This window comes from Lederbergia sp. NSJ-179 (assembly GCF_022867885.1).
Lineage (GTDB): Bacteria > Bacillota > Bacilli > Bacillales > Bacillaceae_C > Lederbergia.
On the sequence record NZ_JALIFP010000002.1, the window covers coordinates 92,308 to 109,915 of the forward strand.

Here is a 17,608-nt window from a genome sequence, read left to right on the forward strand (position 1 = left end):
CCTTTCAATAAGATGTAATCATTACCTAATTACCATCTTTTACCTGTCCTCTTTACAATTATACCTAATTTCTTTGTCTATGACTCTCCAAAAGACTGTTTGATTCCCACTTAATCGGTCTTACGTACTTAACAAATGGTCTTTCACTATCAAAAAATAACGCTTATATTTTGTTCACTGTCATGATTGTTGTTATAATTTTTTTAAAAGAATTCATTTTGGGTGAGCTTATGAAGAAAAGATATGAGAACTTAAATCAAGTTGGGATTAATACATCGTTTAGAGATATGATGAAGTGGTCGAAAGAACGACGCAACAAGGTAAAGGATTTAACCGTGAATATTGAGCAATGTCCACATAAACAGGTTGAAAAAATTGCGGAAAATAGGAGCAGGACTTCCTATACATGGATTGGGCATTCTACGTTTCTTATTCAAATAAACGGGCTGAATATTTTAACCGATCCTGTTTGGGCCAAACGGATGGGTTTTCAAAAAAGACTGACAGAGCCGGGAATTCCACTTGCGGATCTGCTGGAAATAGATGTGGTTGTCATCTCCCATGGACACTATGATCATTTAGATTTTCCTACGCTGAAAAAATTGAAAGGGAATCCACATTATTTTGTGCCGGTAGGGTTAAAATCGCTTTTTTTACGAAAAGGTTATCGGAATGTGACGGAGCTGAATTGGTGGGAAAGCGCGGAATTTAAAGGACTCACCATTCATTTTGTCCCAGCCCAGCATTGGACGCGAAGAACGCTTACAGATATAAATACTTCCCATTGGGGAGGATTTGTTTTTCAAGGTTCTAAGGAAACGATGTATTTTGTTGGGGATACAGGATATTTTCCCGGATTTAAGGAGATTGGCGAGCGATTTGCGATTGACACGGTGTTTATGCCAATTGGGGCGTACGAACCGGAATGGTTTATGAGCGATTCTCATATTAATCCGGAGGACAGTGTGAAAGCGTTCCTTGAGTTACAAGCAAAAACGTTTGTGCCAATGCACTATGGCGCTTATCGCTTGGCGGATGACACAGGCCCAGAGGCATTGGAGCGTTTATATCGAGAATGGGAAAAGCGGCAGCTTCCTGAGGCACAATTACGGGTCTTATTGTTAGGGGAAACGGTTATGCAAACGGGACCAAACTCTTAATAGCTGCATAGATTAACGGTATTAGTCAAGGTGGATGAAGTAAGATAATCTCTCACTTTGTAGGAGTCAGGTTGTTGAGGTCCGATCGTAGAATTTGCTGCGTAATGATATCCAACAATCGTTTATCCCGAATCAACTGGCTGTAAGCCCCCGGTTTCACTTGATGAACAATAAGAGAAGGGGAACAAGAGTGGCTGAAAATTATTTGTATCATGCAGTTACCGAAAAACCTATGAAGCTTGGACAAATCATAATTTTTGATCATAACCATCATAATGGTGTGTATCGTCGGGTTATGACTTGTAAAAATATATTAGATGGAGATAAGCCTATTGATAAAGATTCGAAATTTATACTTTCAAACTTGGAATACTGGACTGTTAGAACATATAGAGAATTAGCGTTGGAAAAGGTTAGACTGGAAAACTATCCAAACTATCCTTCTAGAATGTCATGTTTATACACCTCAAAAACTTTATCAGATGCGGAAATGTGGGCTAATTCATTTATCAATAGTGATAGAAAAGTTTATCAAATTGTTAAATTACGAACAAATGGCAAGGTATTCGATGGTGATGCGTATAATGTATTTGATGGAACGGATAATGCCGAAGAAAATGAAAGAAATGCAGATTACTATTGGAGTAATAGACCTAACAAACTTGGTAAAGAGCAATTGGTTGAAACGTTGGTAGATGGTAAGATAAAGGTTGTAGAAATAGTAAAGGAATTTCCTCAAACAGCCCCCTTATCTTAAGAACAGACGGAAGATTTAGAGCTCCTTTTCCCGAATGAACTAGCAGGTCAATTTTGTGATCCTCTAGAATAGTAATAGAGTAAGGACAAAGAAGGGTGGAGAGACAATGGAAATGCCAACTCATATCGTTGCAGCCGCTGGAATTGTGGAAGATGATCAAGGGAATATTTTACTTGTTAAAACACACCATGGTGGCTGGGTGTACCCAGGTGGGCAAGTGGAAGTCGGAGAAAATGTGATTGATGCGGTGACGAGGGAAGTAAAGGAAGAAAGTGGGATCGACATCATTGTTTCGCACTTAATGGGGGTCTATTCCAACACAGGTACACATAAATGGTATGACGGTGTCACAGATGTGCCAACAAAGGTGATGTTTGATTTTATCTGCAAGCCAATAGGAGGAGAATTAGCAACCTCAGAAGAAACCTCGGATAGCCGCTGGGTTGCGAAGGAACATGTTTTAGATATGGTCGAAGCCCCAGCTATACGCACCCGTTTCCAGGCCTACTTGGATTTTGATGGAACCGTTCAGTATATGGACTATGTCACGAAACCTACATTTGAATTGAAAATGAAAAGGGATATTTAAACGAAGGAATGGGGGAGAAAAGAATGATCCAATATCCGTTTTTACAAAAAGGGGCTACGATTGGTGTGACAGCCCCTTCCTCAGGGGTGAGAGTGGAGCTGCATCCCATTGTAGAACAAGCATGTCAACGTTTAGAGCAGAAAGGATTTACGGTAAAATGCGGTACGACGGTTTGGACACAACATAAGGCCAAATCAGCATCGGCAGAAGAACGGGCTGCTGAATTGAAGCAAATGTTGCAGGATGAGTCGATCGATATACTCATACCGCCTTGGGGTGGAGAATTATTAATAGAAATCTTAGAATATATCGATTTTGAACAACTTCCAAATAAATGGATTTTAGGTTATTCCGACAATAGCCTTTTATTATTGGCGATAACATTGACAAGCGGAATGGCCACTGCACATGGTACAAACTTACTGGATTTACGAGGAGAATATTCGGATGAGACAACAGCCATGTGGCAGCAAGTATTATCAACAAAGGTTGGAGAGTCGGTTGTGCAATACTCTTCTCCTAAGTATCAAAAGGAATGGCGGCATGGTCATCCTTCCCCATGTGTTTTCCATCTAACAGAACAAACGATCTGGAAAACAGTTTCGGATCCTCATATAACGATAAAAGGCCGTTTACTAGGTGGATGTATCGATGTGATTCGTCATTTGATTGGTACACCTTATGGAGACGTTCAAAGGTTTAAACAACAATTTCTTCATGGCGATCCTATTTTATGGTATTTAGAAAATTGCGAGCTATCAACAACTGATTTAAGGAGATCACTCGTTCATATGAAACTAGCAGGGTGGTTTGAGGGAAGTTCAGGCATTCTATTTGGAAGAAGCTCTGCGAATCAGCCAGTTGGAAATTATACTGCTGAGGATGTTTATCAAGAACTCTCAGACGAACTGGGCATCCCGATTATTTATGATATCGATTGTGGGCATGTTCCTCCGCAAATAACATTCATAAACGGAGCTTATGCGGAAGTAAAAGTAGAAAATGGAAACGGAACGATTCAACAACACTTTTTGCCTTAATGATGTAAGCAATGAAAGGAGGGGGGCAGAAGCATGAATACCATTTCTGCCCGCTTGAAAAAAATAATCAAAGGCTATACATGGCAACAAGTCACCATTGGTCATTCAGAAGCAAGTACCTTTTTACTAAAAAAGGGGAATCACTCACTTTACTTGAAAACACAGTCAACAAATGCCAGTGAATCCATACGAAATGAGAAAGAGAAGATGGAATGGCTTCAAGGAAAATTAGCCGTGCCAGAGGTACTCTATTATGAAGAAGATGAAAAGAAGGAATATTTATTAATGACGGAAATCAAAGGCATCAATGCTTCTGACTCTTCTTATCAAAACGATCTTCCGCTATTAATCAAGTTATTGGCAAAAGGATTAAGAGAGATACATAGTATTGGTGTAGACCATTGTCCTTTTCAATGTACCTTAGATGTGACGATAAGAGAAGCGCAAGAAAGGGTAGAAAAAAATCTCGTTGATATTGAAGATTTTGATGAAGAACGAAAGGGAAAGAGTGCCGAAGAGTTATTTCAGGAAGTGCTTGAGAAACGCCCTTTAGATGAAGAGCTTGTTTTTACCCATGGAGACTATTGTCTTCCGAATATTATTCTTCAGAACGATGAAGTGAGTGGTTTTATAGATCTGGGGAGAGCAGGCGTATCTGATCGTTACCAGGATATCGCTTTAGCTGCTTGGAGTATTGCGCATAATGTTGGGAAACAGCATATCCCACTCTTTTTGAAGGAATATGGATTAGAGGAGGTAAACCAAGATAAAATATATTTTTACCAACTTTTAGATGAGTTCTTTTAGACTGTCCATACGAAAAAGAGGACTTAAAAGGAGCGAGAAAACGCCGTAATCGAAAATTTATGTGAAGGTGATGGAGAAAAATCCTTTAGTAATTCATTATTCCGAAATGGGGGAAAACAGTTGAAATTTACAAATGAGCCCTCATTCGTTATCTTTTCTACAGCGCATATTGCAGCTGTTATAGTCGGTTTTATAATCGTTTATATTCTATTTGTGACGAGGAAAAAGTGGGATGGTATTGGGGCAATAGAGAAAATTTTTGCTATATCCTTATTGATCATGGAGTTACTTTACCAAACCTGGATGTGGAAAACGGATCGTTGGGATGTGAGTTATTCTCTGCCATTGGAGTTATGTAGTATAAGTCTGATCTTGACGATTGGGCTTTTATGGACAGACAACAGACATTTGCATGATTTTGTCTTTTATGCCGGAATTGGGGGAGCCCTGCAAGCGATCATTACACCAGATTTAGAGCTTAGTTTTTCTCATTTCCGCTATTTTCATTTCTTTTATACACATTTCGGTATCATCCTAACAGCTTGCTATTTTACGTGGGTGAAAGGGTATCGCCCAACCTTCAAGGGGCTCCTAAAAACAATGCTGATCCTAAACTTGCTTGCTCTAATTGTCTTCGTGGTGAATCAATTGGTGAAAGGGAATTACATGTTTTTAAGGAATAAACCTGATGGGGGAAGTTTATTGGATTATTTAGGTCCATATCCTTGGTATCTTTTATCTATGGAGTTCGTGGCATTTTGTATCTTTATTTTCCTTTGGGGGATTTTTAGAGAAGATGAGGAGTTATAATGTATTAGAAATTAGGGGGGAGCTTTCATGAAAGAGACTAAAAGGCCAACTCCATTAGAGGCAGCTCAACTTGTAATTGATAAACATTTCCCTAATTGCCAAGCCGCATTATTAGCGGGGAGTGTGGTGCGTGGAGAAGCAACTGCCACATCTGACTTAGATATGGTGATTTTCGACCAGAAGCTTACATTCTCTTATCGTGAGTCATTCATTGATTTTGGTTGGTATATTGAATGTTTTGTTCACAACTTTACTTCCTATAGAGAATTTTTTGAGAACGATTGCAAACGGGCCAAACCCTCCATGCCCAAGATGGTTTCCGAAGGGATTGTTTTGCGAGGGGCTAAGAATTTAGACACGATCAAAAAAGAAGCGAATGATTTATTACGGAAAGGACCAGAAAAATGGACAATAGAAACGGTAAATATGAAGCGATATTTTCTAACGGATGTACTGGATGATCTTAAAGGTTGTTCTAAAAGAGAAGAAGCGATTTTTCTAGTGAATGCGCTTGCTGATTTATCAGTCGAGTTCATTTTGCGAATGAATGGTCAATGGATCGGTTCTTCCAAATGGACAATTCGTGCCTTGAAAAATTTTGATGAAAGCTTAGCCGAAAATTTGGTGGAAGCCCTTGAAGCTTTTTATCAGCAGGATGATAAGGATAACATCATTCGATTCGCTGAGGAGATTTTGCAGCCTTATGGGGGCTTGTTATTTAATGGATTTTCAATGGGGAAAACGGAATAGAAGGGGAGGAGATGAATGCTAAAACGCAAATACGGTGACAGGACAGGATGGAAACGAATTCTTGATCGAGAATTTCGGCAAATGTTTTTAGATACAGAAGAATTCACAGGGAATATCACATTGTTAAAGATTCATAAAGTGATAGAACCTTCCTTTGTACAATATCGTGATAAAAGAGTTTGTATTGTGGATGATGGGTATTATTGGTTACAGCATTTTCCAAAGGATCAGCATTATTCTGTAACAACTATGTTCGATGCTAGAGGTAAGATTATCCAGTGGTATATCGATATTTGTAAAGAAAATGGCATAGAAAACGATCGTCCGTGGATGGACGATTTATTTCTTGATATTGTCGTTTTACCAACAGGGGAGATGTTTTTAAAAGATGCGGATGAACTTGAGGAAGCACTAGAAAAAGGAATGATCGATGGGAAATTGTACCAAATGGCATGGAAAGAAGCGAATCAATTGAGTGATCTCATTCGAAATGAACAATTTTCATTATTAGGATTATCAAAGGAGCATATGATGAAGTTGCTCCATAATGGGAAATAGATGGGAGGGAACGAGAAAATGAAAGCAGCGGTTCAAGCCGTTTTTCTCGATCGAGATGGAACAATAGGGGGACATGATTACGTTGTATCTCCTGGTGATTTTGAGTTGTATCCAAATGCGATAGAAGCGATAAAACTTTTAAAAAAGGAAGGAATTCTTATTTACTCATTTACGAATCAACCAGGAATCGCTGCAGGGAAAAGCACAATCCAAGCGTTTGAAAAAGAGCTGAAAGGTTTCGGTTTTGATTCTGTCTATCTTTGCCCACATAGTCATGAGGAAGGGTGTCATTGTCGAAAACCCGCACCAGGAATGTTAAAAAAAGCGGTAGAGGAACATGGATTAGATCTAAAAAAATGCGCCGTCATCGGGGATCGGTGGACAGATTTAATGGCCGCGAATGAAGTGGGGTGCCTGAAAATTTTAGTGAAGACGGGTGCAGGTCTAGAGACCAATGATCGTTACAAGCAAAATAAATTTTTTGGGAAATGGACGGAGGTGGAGCCTGATTATATTGCGAATGATGTATTGGAGGCTGTCCAATGGCTGAATGGTCTTAAATGAAAGAAGTGAAGGATGTATGGAATGAGTGATACCTGTTCGACAGCTTTTATGTTAAAGCTTCAGGATGTCAGCCATATTGGATCAAGCTTCGTCCATTTCTTAACTATAGAAATGGACGATCCAACAGGCTAACATGACGGAGCTAAGGTGTTTTCCGATCCTCCACATCAAGTCTTGATCCATCGTTAAACGTGATTTCAACCTCAAATTTTTCATAATCCTTGTCAAGTCCGAATGCGTTTAACACTTGATCAATGGTTTCTTGATCACTGCTATCCTTCGTTAGAGTTAATTTTTCTGCTTTGGTATAAATGCTATCAAAGGCCTCTTTTCCCTTCAGGAATTCATTATTGATTTCATCTTCGACTTTTGCCTCAATAGGGCGATTTTTGTCTTGTTCGATTTCCGCTTCGTATTCTTGATCCTTCCCATAAGAAATTTCCATTTCTATTTCAGCGAAATCTAGTTTGTCCATTTGCGATTTCATTTGTTCTTGATCATCCGAATCATTCGTTTGATCAGTAGTAGTTGAATCATTCACAGAATCATGATCATTTGTGTCCTTGCCTTGTTCATTTGTATTATCCTGTGCCTTATTCGTTCCATTTATACCCCCACCGCTTTGACAAGCGCCTAAAAAGCCGATTAGGACAAGAGAATAAAAAACCAGAAAGATGCGCTTCATATTAAAACCTCCATTGATTCGTTTTTTCCTATTTCACTTTATTTTCGATCTTCGATATTTAATGTGCTTCCATCTTTAAATGTGATTTGTAATTCAAATTTGTTGTAATCAGACTCAAGATCGAAACGATTGAGCATTTCTTGGATGGTGGCTTCCTTTTCCATATTTGCATGTAATTCGAGATCTTTTAATTGTGTATAGAAAATTGTAAATGCCTCAACACCTTTATAAATGATGTTTCTGACCGTGTCTTGTATTTCTGCTTTATATTCACCAGTATCACTTTTTTGCTCATATTCGTATTCCACTTCCTGGCTAGTACCATACTCGACATCGAGATCAAACTTTGTAAAATTAAGTTCCTCCATCCTATCCGCTGCTTCTTCATCATTTTGAATTTGTCCTTCATAGGATTTATTTCCACTGTCTTCTTGTTTGATATGGTCTGGTGTTTTTTCTCTTTCTTGTTCATCATTTGGCACGACTTGTTCTTTCGGGTGGTTATCAACAGAGGGATCATTCGAACAGGCAACTACTCCTAATAGGAAGCTAACCCCTAGGAAAGATAAAAAATATTTCTTCATTTTCAAACCTCCATTATACGGGCATCTTACTATTAAGTTTTACAAATATGGTGGGATTTAAACATTTTTGCTAGAAATACTCTTTTTGCAGAAAAGTTGACAGCTTGGAGGAGTAAGTATTTTCGGGCTGAATTTTGTGTTTTAGAAATGACTCGACTTTTCGTACATCTAACCCTACTTTGGCTCTACGTTTCCGATGATCCCTTGATTTTTCGTACATCCAACTCCACTTTGGATCTACATTTTCGGTGAGCCCTTTAGTTTTCGCACATCCAACCCTATTTTGGCTCTACATTTTCGATGATCCCTTGACTTTTCATACATCCAACCTCACTTTGGATTTACATTTTCAATGATCCCCTGACTTTTTGTACATCCAAGCCCCCTTTGGATCTGTTTTCGTAAAAAAGTTGGATTGCCATGCAGCTTTTCTTTTGTTATACTTGTTTTTTGTGCGAGGAACCACATATTGACAGAGTTATGATCATGTGATATATTTTATTATGAATTGAATACTTGTTAATGGAAGAAGGAGCTACCCGCTTCTCGCCTGATCGACGCTATAAGCTGTTGGCAGGTTTAGAACTGAAATCATCATTCTTACATCATTTTGAATGAAATGCGGGTGCCTTGTGCCCGCTTTTTTTATTGTTCATTTTTAAAGCAATAGCTTGATGAGTAAAGCGTCCACGCTTATCTTTTTCCAAAACAGATGTATTCCCGAAAATATCTTGGAGGTGGCTAACTATTAGCAAAGATATGTTGGTAAATGAAGGCATTCGTGCCCGTGAACTTCGTCTAATTGATCATCAGGGTAATCAGCTTGGAGTCAAATCCCGCAATGAAGCATTGGAAATGGCTGCTCGTGTAAATCTTGATCTTGTTCTTGTTGCCCCTAATGCGAAACCACCTGTAGCCAGAATTATGGACTATGGAAAATATCGTTTTGAGCAGCAAAAAAGAGAAAAAGAAGCACGTAAAAACCAAAAAGTGATCAATGTGAAGGAAGTTCGCTTAAGTCCGACCATTGAAGATCATGATTTCAATACAAAACTTCGAAACGGACGCAAGTTCTTGGAAAAAGGGGACAAAGTGAAAGCTTCGATCCGCTTTAGGGGACGTGCCATCACTCATAAAGAAATTGGACAGCGTGTATTAAATAAATTCGCTGATGAATGTAGTGACTTGGCAGCCGTTGAATCGAAGCCAAAAATGGATGGCCGAAGCATGTTCTTAGTGTTGGCACCAAAAACCGAAAAGTAAAGTTTTGAGGAGGAAAAGAACCTATGCCAAAAATGAAAACTCACCGTGGCGCGGCAAAACGATTCAAGAAAACAAGTAGCGGAAAATTGAAACGATCACATGCCTATACAAGCCACATGTTCGCCCATAAATCGCAAAAACAAAAACGTAAACTACGTAAATCCGCCATTGTTTCGAAAGGTGATTTTAAAAGAATTCGTCACCTGCTTGACAATGTGAAATAAACCGGAACCAATAGGAGGGAATCAATATGCCACGTGTTAAAGGCGGTACAGTTACTCGCAGACGTCGCAAGAAAGTTTTAAAATTAGCAAAAGGTTATTACGGCTCCAAACATAGACTATTTAAAGTAGCGAATCAACAAGTGATGAAATCTTACATGTATGCTTATCGTGATCGCCGTAATAAAAAACGTGATTTTCGTAAGCTTTGGATTACTCGTATCAATGCTGCTGCGCGTATGAATGGTCTTTCTTATAGCCGTCTTATGCATGGTTTGAAACTAGCTGGCATTGAAGTAAATCGCAAAATGCTTGCTGATCTTGCTGTGTCTGATGAAAATGCATTTGCAGAATTAGCGAATAAAGCAAAAGCAGCTCTATAACAAGGAAATTATCCTTTTTTGAGACGAGATTTCAAAAGGAATTTCTCAATATTAGCTAACTTGTTAAGCAAAAGCCATTCCCCAAAATACGTTTAGGGAATGGCTTTTGTGCTATAGGAAGGAGAAAAAATGATCAAACAAATAGTAGCTGCTTACCTCATTTTTATCAATATTTGGGGATTTGTATTGATGAAAATGGATAAAAAAAGGGCACAAAAAGGAAAATGGCGAATTAGCGAAAAAACACTGTGGTTGATCTCATTTCTAGGGGGCGCTCCGGGAATGACGATCGGGATGTGGTGGTTCCGTCATAAAACTAAACATTTTGCATTCAAATATGGATTCCCGATTTTAGCTTTTCTGGATGTATTTCTTTTTTATTTCATGCTTGGCCGCCTGTCATAACGATTTTCACCATCCCATACACTTAAGTAAGAAGGCGGGTGATCAAATTGAATGAACCATTATTGATCATGCTTACATTTGTGCAGGGAACAGGGACGCTGGCTCCGTTGATATTTATTTTCTTTCATGTTGTTCGCCAATTTATTTTTATCCCTGTCATTATGGTCTGTATGGCAGGTGGAATTTTATTTGGCAGTGTACTTGGGACGCTTTATTCCATGATTGGATTACTTCTTTTATCGGCTCTATTTTACTTTTGTATTCGGAAAATGCCTAGTGCTTATAAGAAATTGTTGAAAATCAAAAATAAATGGTTTGGTCGTTATGCAAAAATGACGGTTGGGCAAATTGCGATTCTTCGTTTGATTCCTTTCTTTCATTATCATCTATTAAATCTTTGTTTGTTAGAAAGGCGACCCGATTTTAAGGGTTTTATGAAAGGAGCTTTTGCAACGAACTTACCTGTGGCCTTTTTTTATACCGTTTTTGGAGAATTTATTACTCATTTTACTCCCACTATCAGTGTAATTATTTTATTGGCTCTCTTGATGTTGGTCTATATTTTGCGAGAAAAAATGTCGACGGTTGCTTGGCATGAGTTTTTCTCGCAGCAAAAAGAAACGAACAAGGCCTGTTCGTAAAAAATGTCGTTGGTCTCACCACTTATTTAAGAGCCCTATTTCTTTAATGAGATAGGGCCTTAATTGATGGTTAAATGAGTAAAATAATGGTATAAAAATAAGAGTATGTTATTTCTTATTCCTAGCCATTAGTTCTTTTATCGGACTTTTCCAATCAATCGTGCTGTCGGGATAGCGTAGTTGAATTTCATTTTCAATAAATTTAAAGTCTTCATAAGACAATCCTTTTAGTAGATTGGGATTATGTGGCCAAACGAAAATGGAAACCACTTCAAAAGATCGATCTGTTGTCCCAAGATATTTTTCACCTTCAAACATGACACCGTTAAAAGTAATTAAGAAATTTTTCCTTATATTATCAGGGACATCATAAAAAAAATATTTTTTTTGCTCATGGGCTGTTTCAAGTTTACGTTTAGGATCTAATATAAATTTAATGATTTTATAGATCAGGTAAATAATAAAGGCGAAAATGGCAACTCTTAGCAGAATAAGCATGACGCAGCCTCCAATCGGTTCATCTAATAGGCCTATACGAATGAGCATTCAAAAAGTTTCATTATTTGTTATAATTTTTTTAGGAGGGATTTATAATGACAATTCAAGAATGGTTTAGTATGCAACAAAAGTTAGATCAATATATTGAAGCGGAACACGGATTACAAGATCGATCACTATTTGATGAAAAAATATTAGCCTTGCTTGTAGAAATTGGGGAGCTGGCGAATGAAACGAGATGCTTCAAATTTTGGAGTAAGAAACCAGCATCAGAGAGTGACGTAATATTGGAGGAATATGTAGATGGGATCCATTTTATCCTTTCACTTGGTTTAGAGCTCGGTTTCGCTGAACATTCCTTTTCAGTCGTTTCCCATGAAGGAAATGAAGATCTTGTCACAGGTTTCTTGAAAATATATCAGCGGGTAGAGCAACTGCGACAATCAAGATCCTTACGTGATTATGAAGAATTATTACGTGGGTATTTTATTTTGGGACAATCTCTAGGGTTTACGATTGATGATGCTCAACAAGCTTATAAAAAGAAGAATGAAATTAATTATAAACGTCAAGAGGAAGGGTATTAGTAGCATTCTGCTTTTCTTTTTTATTATAATGAAGGCAGTTCTAAATAATAAAAGGAGGGATTGGATTGACTAAACTAGATGAAACATTGACGATGTTAAAGGATTTAACAGATGCAAAAGGCATTCCAGGAAATGAAAAAGAGCCAAGAGACGTGATGAAGAAATACATAACACCTTTTGCAGATGAAGTGGAATCCGATGGATTAGGGAGCTTGATCGCTAAAAAAACGGGAGCTGAAAACGGGCCGAAAATTATGATTTCCGGTCATTTAGATGAAGTCGGTTTTATGATCACTCAAATTGATGATAAAGGCTTTTTGCGTTTTCAAACAGTAGGTGGTTGGTGGTCACAAGTCATGCTTGCCCAACGTGTTACCATTGTGACGGGAAAGGGAGATGTGACAGGAGTGATTGGTTCTAAACCACCCCACATTTTATCGGCAGAAGCACGTAAAAAACCGGTTGATATAAAAGAGATGTTTATTGATATTGGAGCTTCCAGCAGAGAAGAAGCGATGGAATGGGGAGTACGACCAGGTGATATGGCTGTTCCGTATTTTGAATTTACCGTTATGAACAATGAGAAAATGTTGCTTGCCAAAGCCTGGGATAACCGGATTGGTTGTGCGATTGCAATTGATGTATTGAAAAACCTCCAAGGGATCGATCACCAAAATATTGTATATGGGGTGGGAACGGTCCAAGAAGAAGTTGGACTCCGCGGCGCGAAAACGGCTGCTAATAAAATTCAGCCAGATATTGCCATTGCCGTGGATGTGGGGATTGCTGGGGATACACCTGGAGTGTCAGATAAAGAAGCCCAAGGTAAAATGGGAGATGGTCCGCAAATTATTTTATATGATGCTTCCATGGTCTCTCATAAAGGGCTTCGAGAGCTGATCACAGGGGTTGCAGATGAGTTGAAAATTCCTTATCAGTTTGATGCGATTCCAGGCGGTGGCACAGACGCCGGCTCGATCCATTTAGCCGCAGAAGGAGCGCCATCGATTGCGATGACAATAGCGACTCGTTATATTCACTCCCATGCAGGAATCCTTCACCGTGATGATTTTGAAAATGCAGTGAAGCTTATTACAGAAGTTATTAAAAGGTTGGATCGTGAAACAGTCGATAAAATTACGTATGAATAAATAGAAAGATTTTTTTAGAGGTGTCCCGAAGGCTGCTAGTAGCTTTTATGAGACACCTTTTATATTTGCTCTTTAACGAGTGATTTTTTAGTGTCTTTAAATCTCTTATGAACTTTTAGCCCCAGTTTCAATATTAATTTTGAATGTGTGCCTGCTGCATTTACTGAAAAGCTTTAAAACCGAAACTGTGATAAAAATTGTAAAAATTGCGTTTCCTTCGGATGCTCATATTTTAAAATAGCATAGGTTTTTGCAACAGGAAGGTTTAAAAATGGACAAGGAGCTTCTAGTAATCTGCCTTCCAATAATTCACGCCGTACAGTAGAAGAAGGCAGAAATGAAATGCCAAGCCCTTCTATGATGAATCGTCTCGTGACATGGACCTGTGAGACAGCCATCGTTTTTAACGACGAAAATTGTGAATGTAAGGATCTCAGTAAACTATCCCAGTATTCGGGATGATTATGTGTGATCAAATAGTTGTTGGCTAACAGCTCCTCTGCATCAAGCGGAGGGGCTGTCTCACTATCCCTTCCATCATGCGGGACGACAAGAATAACGGGGTCTTCATACAAAGGACGGCAAATAAGATTAGAATTCTTTATTTGCGAACGTGAAAGACCTAAATCGACTTCTCCGGCTAAAACGGCTTCCGATATATTCATTGAATCAAGCACTTGGACAGAAATTTCAATTTCTTGATGAATAAGCATGAACCTTTTTAACACATACGGCATAATCGATTCCGCAATTAACGGGGACATGGCCAATGTTAGCTTTTGTGAATAACCTTGACGGAAGCGATCTAATTCTGATATCCCATCTTCATATAACTTAAGCATCTTCCTAGCGATAAGTAAAAATCTTCTACCTGCCTCAGTTAAGGATACTCTTCTCCCATCCCTCGCAAACAATGGACTGCCTATCTCTTCTTCTAACAGCTTTATTTGGACAGTCACCGTCGGCTGTGAAATAAAAAGCTCATCAGACGTTTTGCGGAAATTTTCATGCTTTGCGGCAGTCACAAAAGTGTGCAACCATTTAAAATCCACTCAAATTCACCTCTAATGATAAAAATTAATTAAAATGATTAAAAAGGTTTAATTTTATTAATTAATTATACCATCTATAATAAACTTTAATAAACGATTGTCATGAAAATTGCCACAAATAAAGGGAAGGATGAGTAGTATGATTCATCAAGGGTTAAAAGGGGTTATTGCAGCAGAAACGGCAATTAGTTATATTGATGGTCAAAAAGGCTATTTAGTGTACAGGGGACGTGAGGCAAAGGAAATTGCCTTGAAATATTCCTTTGAAGAGGCAGCCTATTTCCTTTGGCATGGAAGTATTCCGACCAATGCTGAAAAAGAGGATTTAAATAAGCAATTGAAATGCTATCGTGTTCTTCCGAAAAACACGGAAAAAATTATTGCTCTATTGCCAATGGATATGGAATTAATGAGTGTCATCAGAACGGTTATTTCAAGTATGGGAAATTCACAGTTTATATGGAAGCCTACCATTGATGAAGCCATTCAGTTAACAGCCATCATACCAACGATTATCGCTTATTGGAAACGGAAAGTATCTGGATTATCAGCTATTGCGCCTAATGAGAATTACGGACATGTAGAAAATTATTTATATATGCTAACAGGGGAAAAGCCTTTAGAGATACATGTGAAAGCACTTGAAACGTACATGGTATTGACATTAGAGCATGGAATGAATGCATCAACATTCTCTGCAAGGGTCACTGTCTCAACAGAATCAGATATGGTATCTGCGATTACTTCAGCCATTGGCACAATGAAGGGACCTTTACATGGGGGAGCCCCTTCAGACGTTACGAAAATGCTGAATGAAATAGGAAGAAAAGAGCATGCAGAAAAATGGATCAGAGCAAAACTTGAGAGAGGCGAACGATTAATGGGATTCGGTCATAGGGTTTATAAAACAAAAGATCCTCGAGCTCTTGCTTTAAAGGAAAAAGCATTGGAAATTGGTCAGGATGATCCATGGCTTGCCCTTGCACTGCACGTGGAAGAAACAGCTATTCGATTGTTGGAAGAATATAAACCCGGTCGTAAGCTTTATACAAATGTAGAATTTTTTGCTGCAGCAGTCATGCGTTCTATTCAAATGGATGAAGAATTGTTTACTCCAACTTTTACAGCAAGCAGAATTGTCGGCTGGACTGCCCATGTATTGGAACAATCAGAGCGAAATGTTCTTTTTAGACCAGAATCCCAGTATATTGGTCAGCTGCCTGATTTGAAATAGGAGTATAAACAACAGTTCCCGGAACGATTTTAACACGTTGGCCCACTGTAGGTAAGAATTGCTGAAGTTTTTGTGGGAATTGCTGAACTCCGGGAGTGAATTGCTGAACTTCGGGAGTGGATTGCTGAACTTTGGGAGTGAATTGCTGAACTTTGGGAGTGAATTGCTGAACTTCGGGAGTGGATTGCTGAACTTTGGGAGTGGATTGCTGAACTTTGGGTGTGAATTGCTGAACTTCGGGAGTGGATTGCTGAACTTTGGGAGTGGATTGCTGAACTTTGGGTGTGAATTGCTGAACTTCGGGAGTGGATTGCTGAACTCCGGGAGTGAATTGCTGAACTTCGGGTGTGGATTGCTGAACTTTGGGTGTGAATTGCTGAACTTTGGGAGTGGATTGGTGAACTTCCAGGTAAGATTGTTGAACTTCCGGCTTGAATTGCTGAACTTCATTAAATGAATGACTAGTAAAGGAAAAAAGCAGCTTCATAAGCCGCTTTCTCTTTTTTTCTTATTATTTCAATCCCTGTTCCAAGGTTTCTAGCATCATATTCTGCTCTTGGCTGTCTGCATTTTGCCAAATTACTTCAAATAATACGCCTAAGCCTGGCAACATTTTTTCTTCTCCGCGTTGAATCGCATCGACAATCGTATCCTTTAATTGGGCTTGATCATTTCCCGAAACATTATGAATAACCGCTTTACGTAAATTTAAATCCATCATCATAACTCCTTTTATAATAGATGTGATACTTAGTTTTTCTCAAATGAGTGGTAATATGTATAATAAAGTAATAATCTTGGGAAAGGCTTGAATGAGATGGAATATATTCAGTCAACGAAAAATGAAAGAGTTAAATTATGGAAAAAATTACTTTTGAAAAAATACCGCGATCAAACAGATACCTATTTGATTGAAGGGGAGCATTTGATTATCGAAGCCCTGAAAACGAATGAGGTAGTAGAAGTCATGATTCAAGAGGATAAGATGGCCCCAAAGGATTGGTCATTGAATGATGAAGAAATATCGGTTTTCACTATTTCCAAAGAAATTAGCCAGCATATTTCTGATACAAAGAGTCCTCAAGGAATATTTGCTGTATGTAAAAAAAGAAAGGCTGGGGTAGATTTTACCAAACATTCTCGTTTCCTTTTACTAGACGGTGTGCAAGACCCAGGCAATATTGGTACGATTATCCGTACAGCGGATGCGGCTGGTGTGGAGGTTGTTATTTTAGCGAATGGCTCTGGTGATGTCTATAACCCGAAAGTCATCCGTTCTGCACAAGGCAGTCATTTTCATCTCTTCCTTGAGTCAGGGGATTTATTACATTGGTTGGAAAAAATAAAACAACATGATATTCCTCTTTATGGTACTGCTTTAGAAGGGGGGGACGATTTTCGGAAAGTAGCTCCAACTGATTCCTTCGCTCTTGTCGTGGGAAACGAAGGGGCAGGCGTATCGAGGGAAGTTCTTGAAAAAACAGATCAAAATCTCTATATTCCTATTTACGGCCAAAGCGAATCTCTAAATGTTTCCATTGCTGCAGGTATTTTACTTTATCATTTACGAAAACAGATTTGAATTCATGATTCGAAACGGCTATAATGAGAATATCTAAATAATCGAAAGACGTCGACGGAGAAGAGTAATTTGGGGAAAGCATCCAGGAAGAAAATGTCATGACTGAAAACATTTTTTGCCGAAGCCAAATGAAGTTCACCTCCCGAGTCGGCATCAGGACCGTTTACTGTGTGTTCAAAATGGGAGTTTTTTGAACATTCTTTTACGTAAAGATGCACCGGCACTTGCCGTTATCAGAATGAAGTGAACATGCCTAGCATGTTTATAAGGGTGGTACCGCGACGATA

Annotated in this window: 24 protein-coding genes and 2 other annotated features (1 of these 26 cut by a window edge); of the genes, 18 read left to right on the plus strand and 6 right to left on the minus strand. The window is 38.7% G+C overall.

From position 1 onward, the window contains the following. The first annotated feature begins 230 nt into the window (after window positions 1–230). The 9 genes from MUB24_RS02435 (at window position 231) to MUB24_RS02475 (ending at window position 7,035) form a co-directional block, all read left to right on the plus strand. The gene (locus MUB24_RS02435) at window positions 231–1,160 is read left to right on the plus strand and encodes an MBL fold metallo-hydrolase (protein ID WP_244700759.1); all 930 of its coding nucleotides are present in this window, start codon (window positions 231–233) and stop codon (window positions 1,158–1,160) included. Window positions 1,161–1,350: 190 nt separating this feature from the next. After that, on the plus strand, window positions 1,351–1,917 hold the full coding sequence (locus MUB24_RS02440) for a DUF2441 domain-containing protein (protein ID WP_244700762.1): 567 nt from the start codon (window positions 1,351–1,353) through the stop codon (window positions 1,915–1,917). Window positions 1,918–2,023: 106 nt separating this feature from the next. Continuing rightward, window positions 2,024–2,506, plus strand: a complete 483-nt coding sequence (locus MUB24_RS02445; RefSeq protein WP_244700771.1) for an NUDIX hydrolase — start codon at window positions 2,024–2,026, stop codon at window positions 2,504–2,506. Between the two features lie 23 nt (window positions 2,507–2,529). Then, window positions 2,530–3,546, plus strand: a complete 1,017-nt coding sequence (locus tag MUB24_RS02450) for a S66 family peptidase (protein ID WP_244700774.1) — start codon at window positions 2,530–2,532, stop codon at window positions 3,544–3,546. A gap of 33 nt (window positions 3,547–3,579) precedes the next feature. Further along, the gene (locus tag MUB24_RS02455; protein ID WP_244700777.1) at window positions 3,580–4,353 is read left to right on the plus strand and encodes an APH(3') family aminoglycoside O-phosphotransferase; all 774 of its coding nucleotides are present in this window, start codon (window positions 3,580–3,582) and stop codon (window positions 4,351–4,353) included. A gap of 120 nt (window positions 4,354–4,473) precedes the next feature. Then, window positions 4,474–5,163 carry a YwaF family protein gene (locus tag MUB24_RS02460; protein WP_244700780.1) on the plus strand — a complete coding sequence of 230 codons (690 nt, stop codon included), beginning with the start codon at window positions 4,474–4,476 and terminating at the stop codon, window positions 5,161–5,163. A gap of 27 nt (window positions 5,164–5,190) precedes the next feature. Then, window positions 5,191–5,913 (plus strand): nucleotidyltransferase domain-containing protein, encoded by a 723-nt coding sequence (locus MUB24_RS02465; protein ID WP_244700783.1) that lies wholly within the window; start codon window positions 5,191–5,193, stop codon window positions 5,911–5,913. 15 nt (window positions 5,914–5,928) lie between these two features. Then, window positions 5,929–6,471: a ribonuclease FAU-1 family protein gene (locus MUB24_RS02470; protein ID WP_244700786.1), complete on the plus strand. Its 543-nt coding sequence runs from the start codon at window positions 5,929–5,931 to the stop codon at window positions 6,469–6,471. A gap of 18 nt (window positions 6,472–6,489) precedes the next feature. After that, entirely contained in the window at window positions 6,490–7,035 is a 546-nt protein-coding gene (locus tag MUB24_RS02475; RefSeq protein ID WP_244700789.1) for an HAD-IIIA family hydrolase, read from the plus strand. 142 nt (window positions 7,036–7,177) lie between these two features. On the opposite strand, the gene MUB24_RS02480 is transcribed toward MUB24_RS02475, so the two are convergent. Next, window positions 7,178–7,720: a YusW family protein gene (locus tag MUB24_RS02480; RefSeq protein WP_244700792.1), complete on the minus strand. Its 543-nt coding sequence runs from the start codon at window positions 7,718–7,720 to the stop codon at window positions 7,178–7,180. Between the two features lie 38 nt (window positions 7,721–7,758). Then, window positions 7,759–8,304, minus strand: a complete 546-nt coding sequence (locus tag MUB24_RS02485; protein WP_244700795.1) for a YusW family protein — start codon at window positions 8,302–8,304, stop codon at window positions 7,759–7,761. Between the two features lie 520 nt (window positions 8,305–8,824). Next, window positions 8,825–8,958: a sequence feature (ribosomal protein L20 leader region), on the plus strand. A 105-nt stretch (window positions 8,959–9,063) separates the two neighbouring features. On the opposite strand from MUB24_RS02485, the gene infC reads away from it, so the two are divergent. The 5 genes from infC to MUB24_RS02510 all read left to right on the plus strand — a co-directional run bounded on the left by infC (window position 9,064) and on the right by MUB24_RS02510 (window position 11,217). Next, a complete protein-coding gene (gene infC, locus MUB24_RS02490; protein WP_244700797.1) occupies window positions 9,064–9,567 on the plus strand; it encodes a translation initiation factor IF-3 in 504 nt (167 codons plus the stop codon). A 23-nt stretch (window positions 9,568–9,590) separates the two neighbouring features. Continuing rightward, window positions 9,591–9,791, plus strand: coding sequence for a 50S ribosomal protein L35 (gene rpmI / locus MUB24_RS02495; RefSeq protein WP_244700800.1), 201 nt, complete (start codon window positions 9,591–9,593; stop codon window positions 9,789–9,791). A 26-nt stretch (window positions 9,792–9,817) separates the two neighbouring features. Next, window positions 9,818–10,171, plus strand: coding sequence for a 50S ribosomal protein L20 (rplT, locus tag MUB24_RS02500; protein WP_057985116.1), 354 nt, complete (start codon window positions 9,818–9,820; stop codon window positions 10,169–10,171). A 129-nt stretch (window positions 10,172–10,300) separates the two neighbouring features. Further along, window positions 10,301–10,576: a DUF1294 domain-containing protein gene (locus MUB24_RS02505; RefSeq protein ID WP_244700803.1), complete on the plus strand. Its 276-nt coding sequence runs from the start codon at window positions 10,301–10,303 to the stop codon at window positions 10,574–10,576. Window positions 10,577–10,623: 47 nt separating this feature from the next. Next, window positions 10,624–11,217: a TVP38/TMEM64 family protein gene (locus tag MUB24_RS02510; protein WP_244700805.1), complete on the plus strand. Its 594-nt coding sequence runs from the start codon at window positions 10,624–10,626 to the stop codon at window positions 11,215–11,217. 108 nt (window positions 11,218–11,325) lie between these two features. On the opposite strand, the gene MUB24_RS02515 is transcribed toward MUB24_RS02510, so the two are convergent. Next, entirely contained in the window at window positions 11,326–11,715 is a 390-nt protein-coding gene (locus MUB24_RS02515; RefSeq protein WP_244701143.1) for a sigma-w pathway protein ysdB, read from the minus strand. Between the two features lie 95 nt (window positions 11,716–11,810). Here MUB24_RS02515 and MUB24_RS02520 point away from each other — a divergent pair, with 95 nt between their 5' ends. Further along, complete coding sequence (locus MUB24_RS02520; protein ID WP_244700807.1) at window positions 11,811–12,302, plus strand: dUTP diphosphatase; 492 nt, start codon at window positions 11,811–11,813, stop codon at window positions 12,300–12,302. Window positions 12,303–12,367: 65 nt separating this feature from the next. Then, entirely contained in the window at window positions 12,368–13,453 is a 1,086-nt protein-coding gene (locus tag MUB24_RS02525) for a M42 family metallopeptidase (RefSeq protein ID WP_244700809.1), read from the plus strand. Between the two features lie 173 nt (window positions 13,454–13,626). Here MUB24_RS02525 and MUB24_RS02530 read toward each other — a convergent pair whose 3' ends face one another. Next, window positions 13,627–14,505, minus strand: coding sequence for a LysR family transcriptional regulator (locus MUB24_RS02530; RefSeq protein WP_244700811.1), 879 nt, complete (start codon window positions 14,503–14,505; stop codon window positions 13,627–13,629). Window positions 14,506–14,644: 139 nt separating this feature from the next. Here MUB24_RS02530 and MUB24_RS02535 point away from each other — a divergent pair, with 139 nt between their 5' ends. Continuing rightward, window positions 14,645–15,739, plus strand: coding sequence for a citrate synthase/methylcitrate synthase (locus MUB24_RS02535; protein WP_244700813.1), 1,095 nt, complete (start codon window positions 14,645–14,647; stop codon window positions 15,737–15,739). Here the strand turns inward: MUB24_RS02535 and MUB24_RS02540 are convergent. Continuing rightward, the gene (locus MUB24_RS02540; RefSeq protein WP_244700817.1) at window positions 15,693–16,226 is read right to left on the minus strand and encodes a hypothetical protein; all 534 of its coding nucleotides are present in this window, start codon (window positions 16,224–16,226) and stop codon (window positions 15,693–15,695) included. The genes MUB24_RS02535 and MUB24_RS02540 overlap by 47 nt on opposite strands. Before the next feature lie 24 nt (window positions 16,227–16,250). Further along, window positions 16,251–16,457: a small acid-soluble spore protein SspI gene (gene sspI / locus MUB24_RS02545; RefSeq protein ID WP_244700820.1), complete on the minus strand. Its 207-nt coding sequence runs from the start codon at window positions 16,455–16,457 to the stop codon at window positions 16,251–16,253. Window positions 16,458–16,556: 99 nt separating this feature from the next. Between sspI and MUB24_RS02550 the strand changes: the two genes are divergently transcribed. Continuing rightward, complete coding sequence (locus tag MUB24_RS02550; RefSeq protein ID WP_244700823.1) at window positions 16,557–17,321, plus strand: TrmH family RNA methyltransferase; 765 nt, start codon at window positions 16,557–16,559, stop codon at window positions 17,319–17,321. A gap of 42 nt (window positions 17,322–17,363) precedes the next feature. Next, window positions 17,364–17,608 (plus strand) — a binding site (T-box leader); it runs 15 nt beyond the window's last position.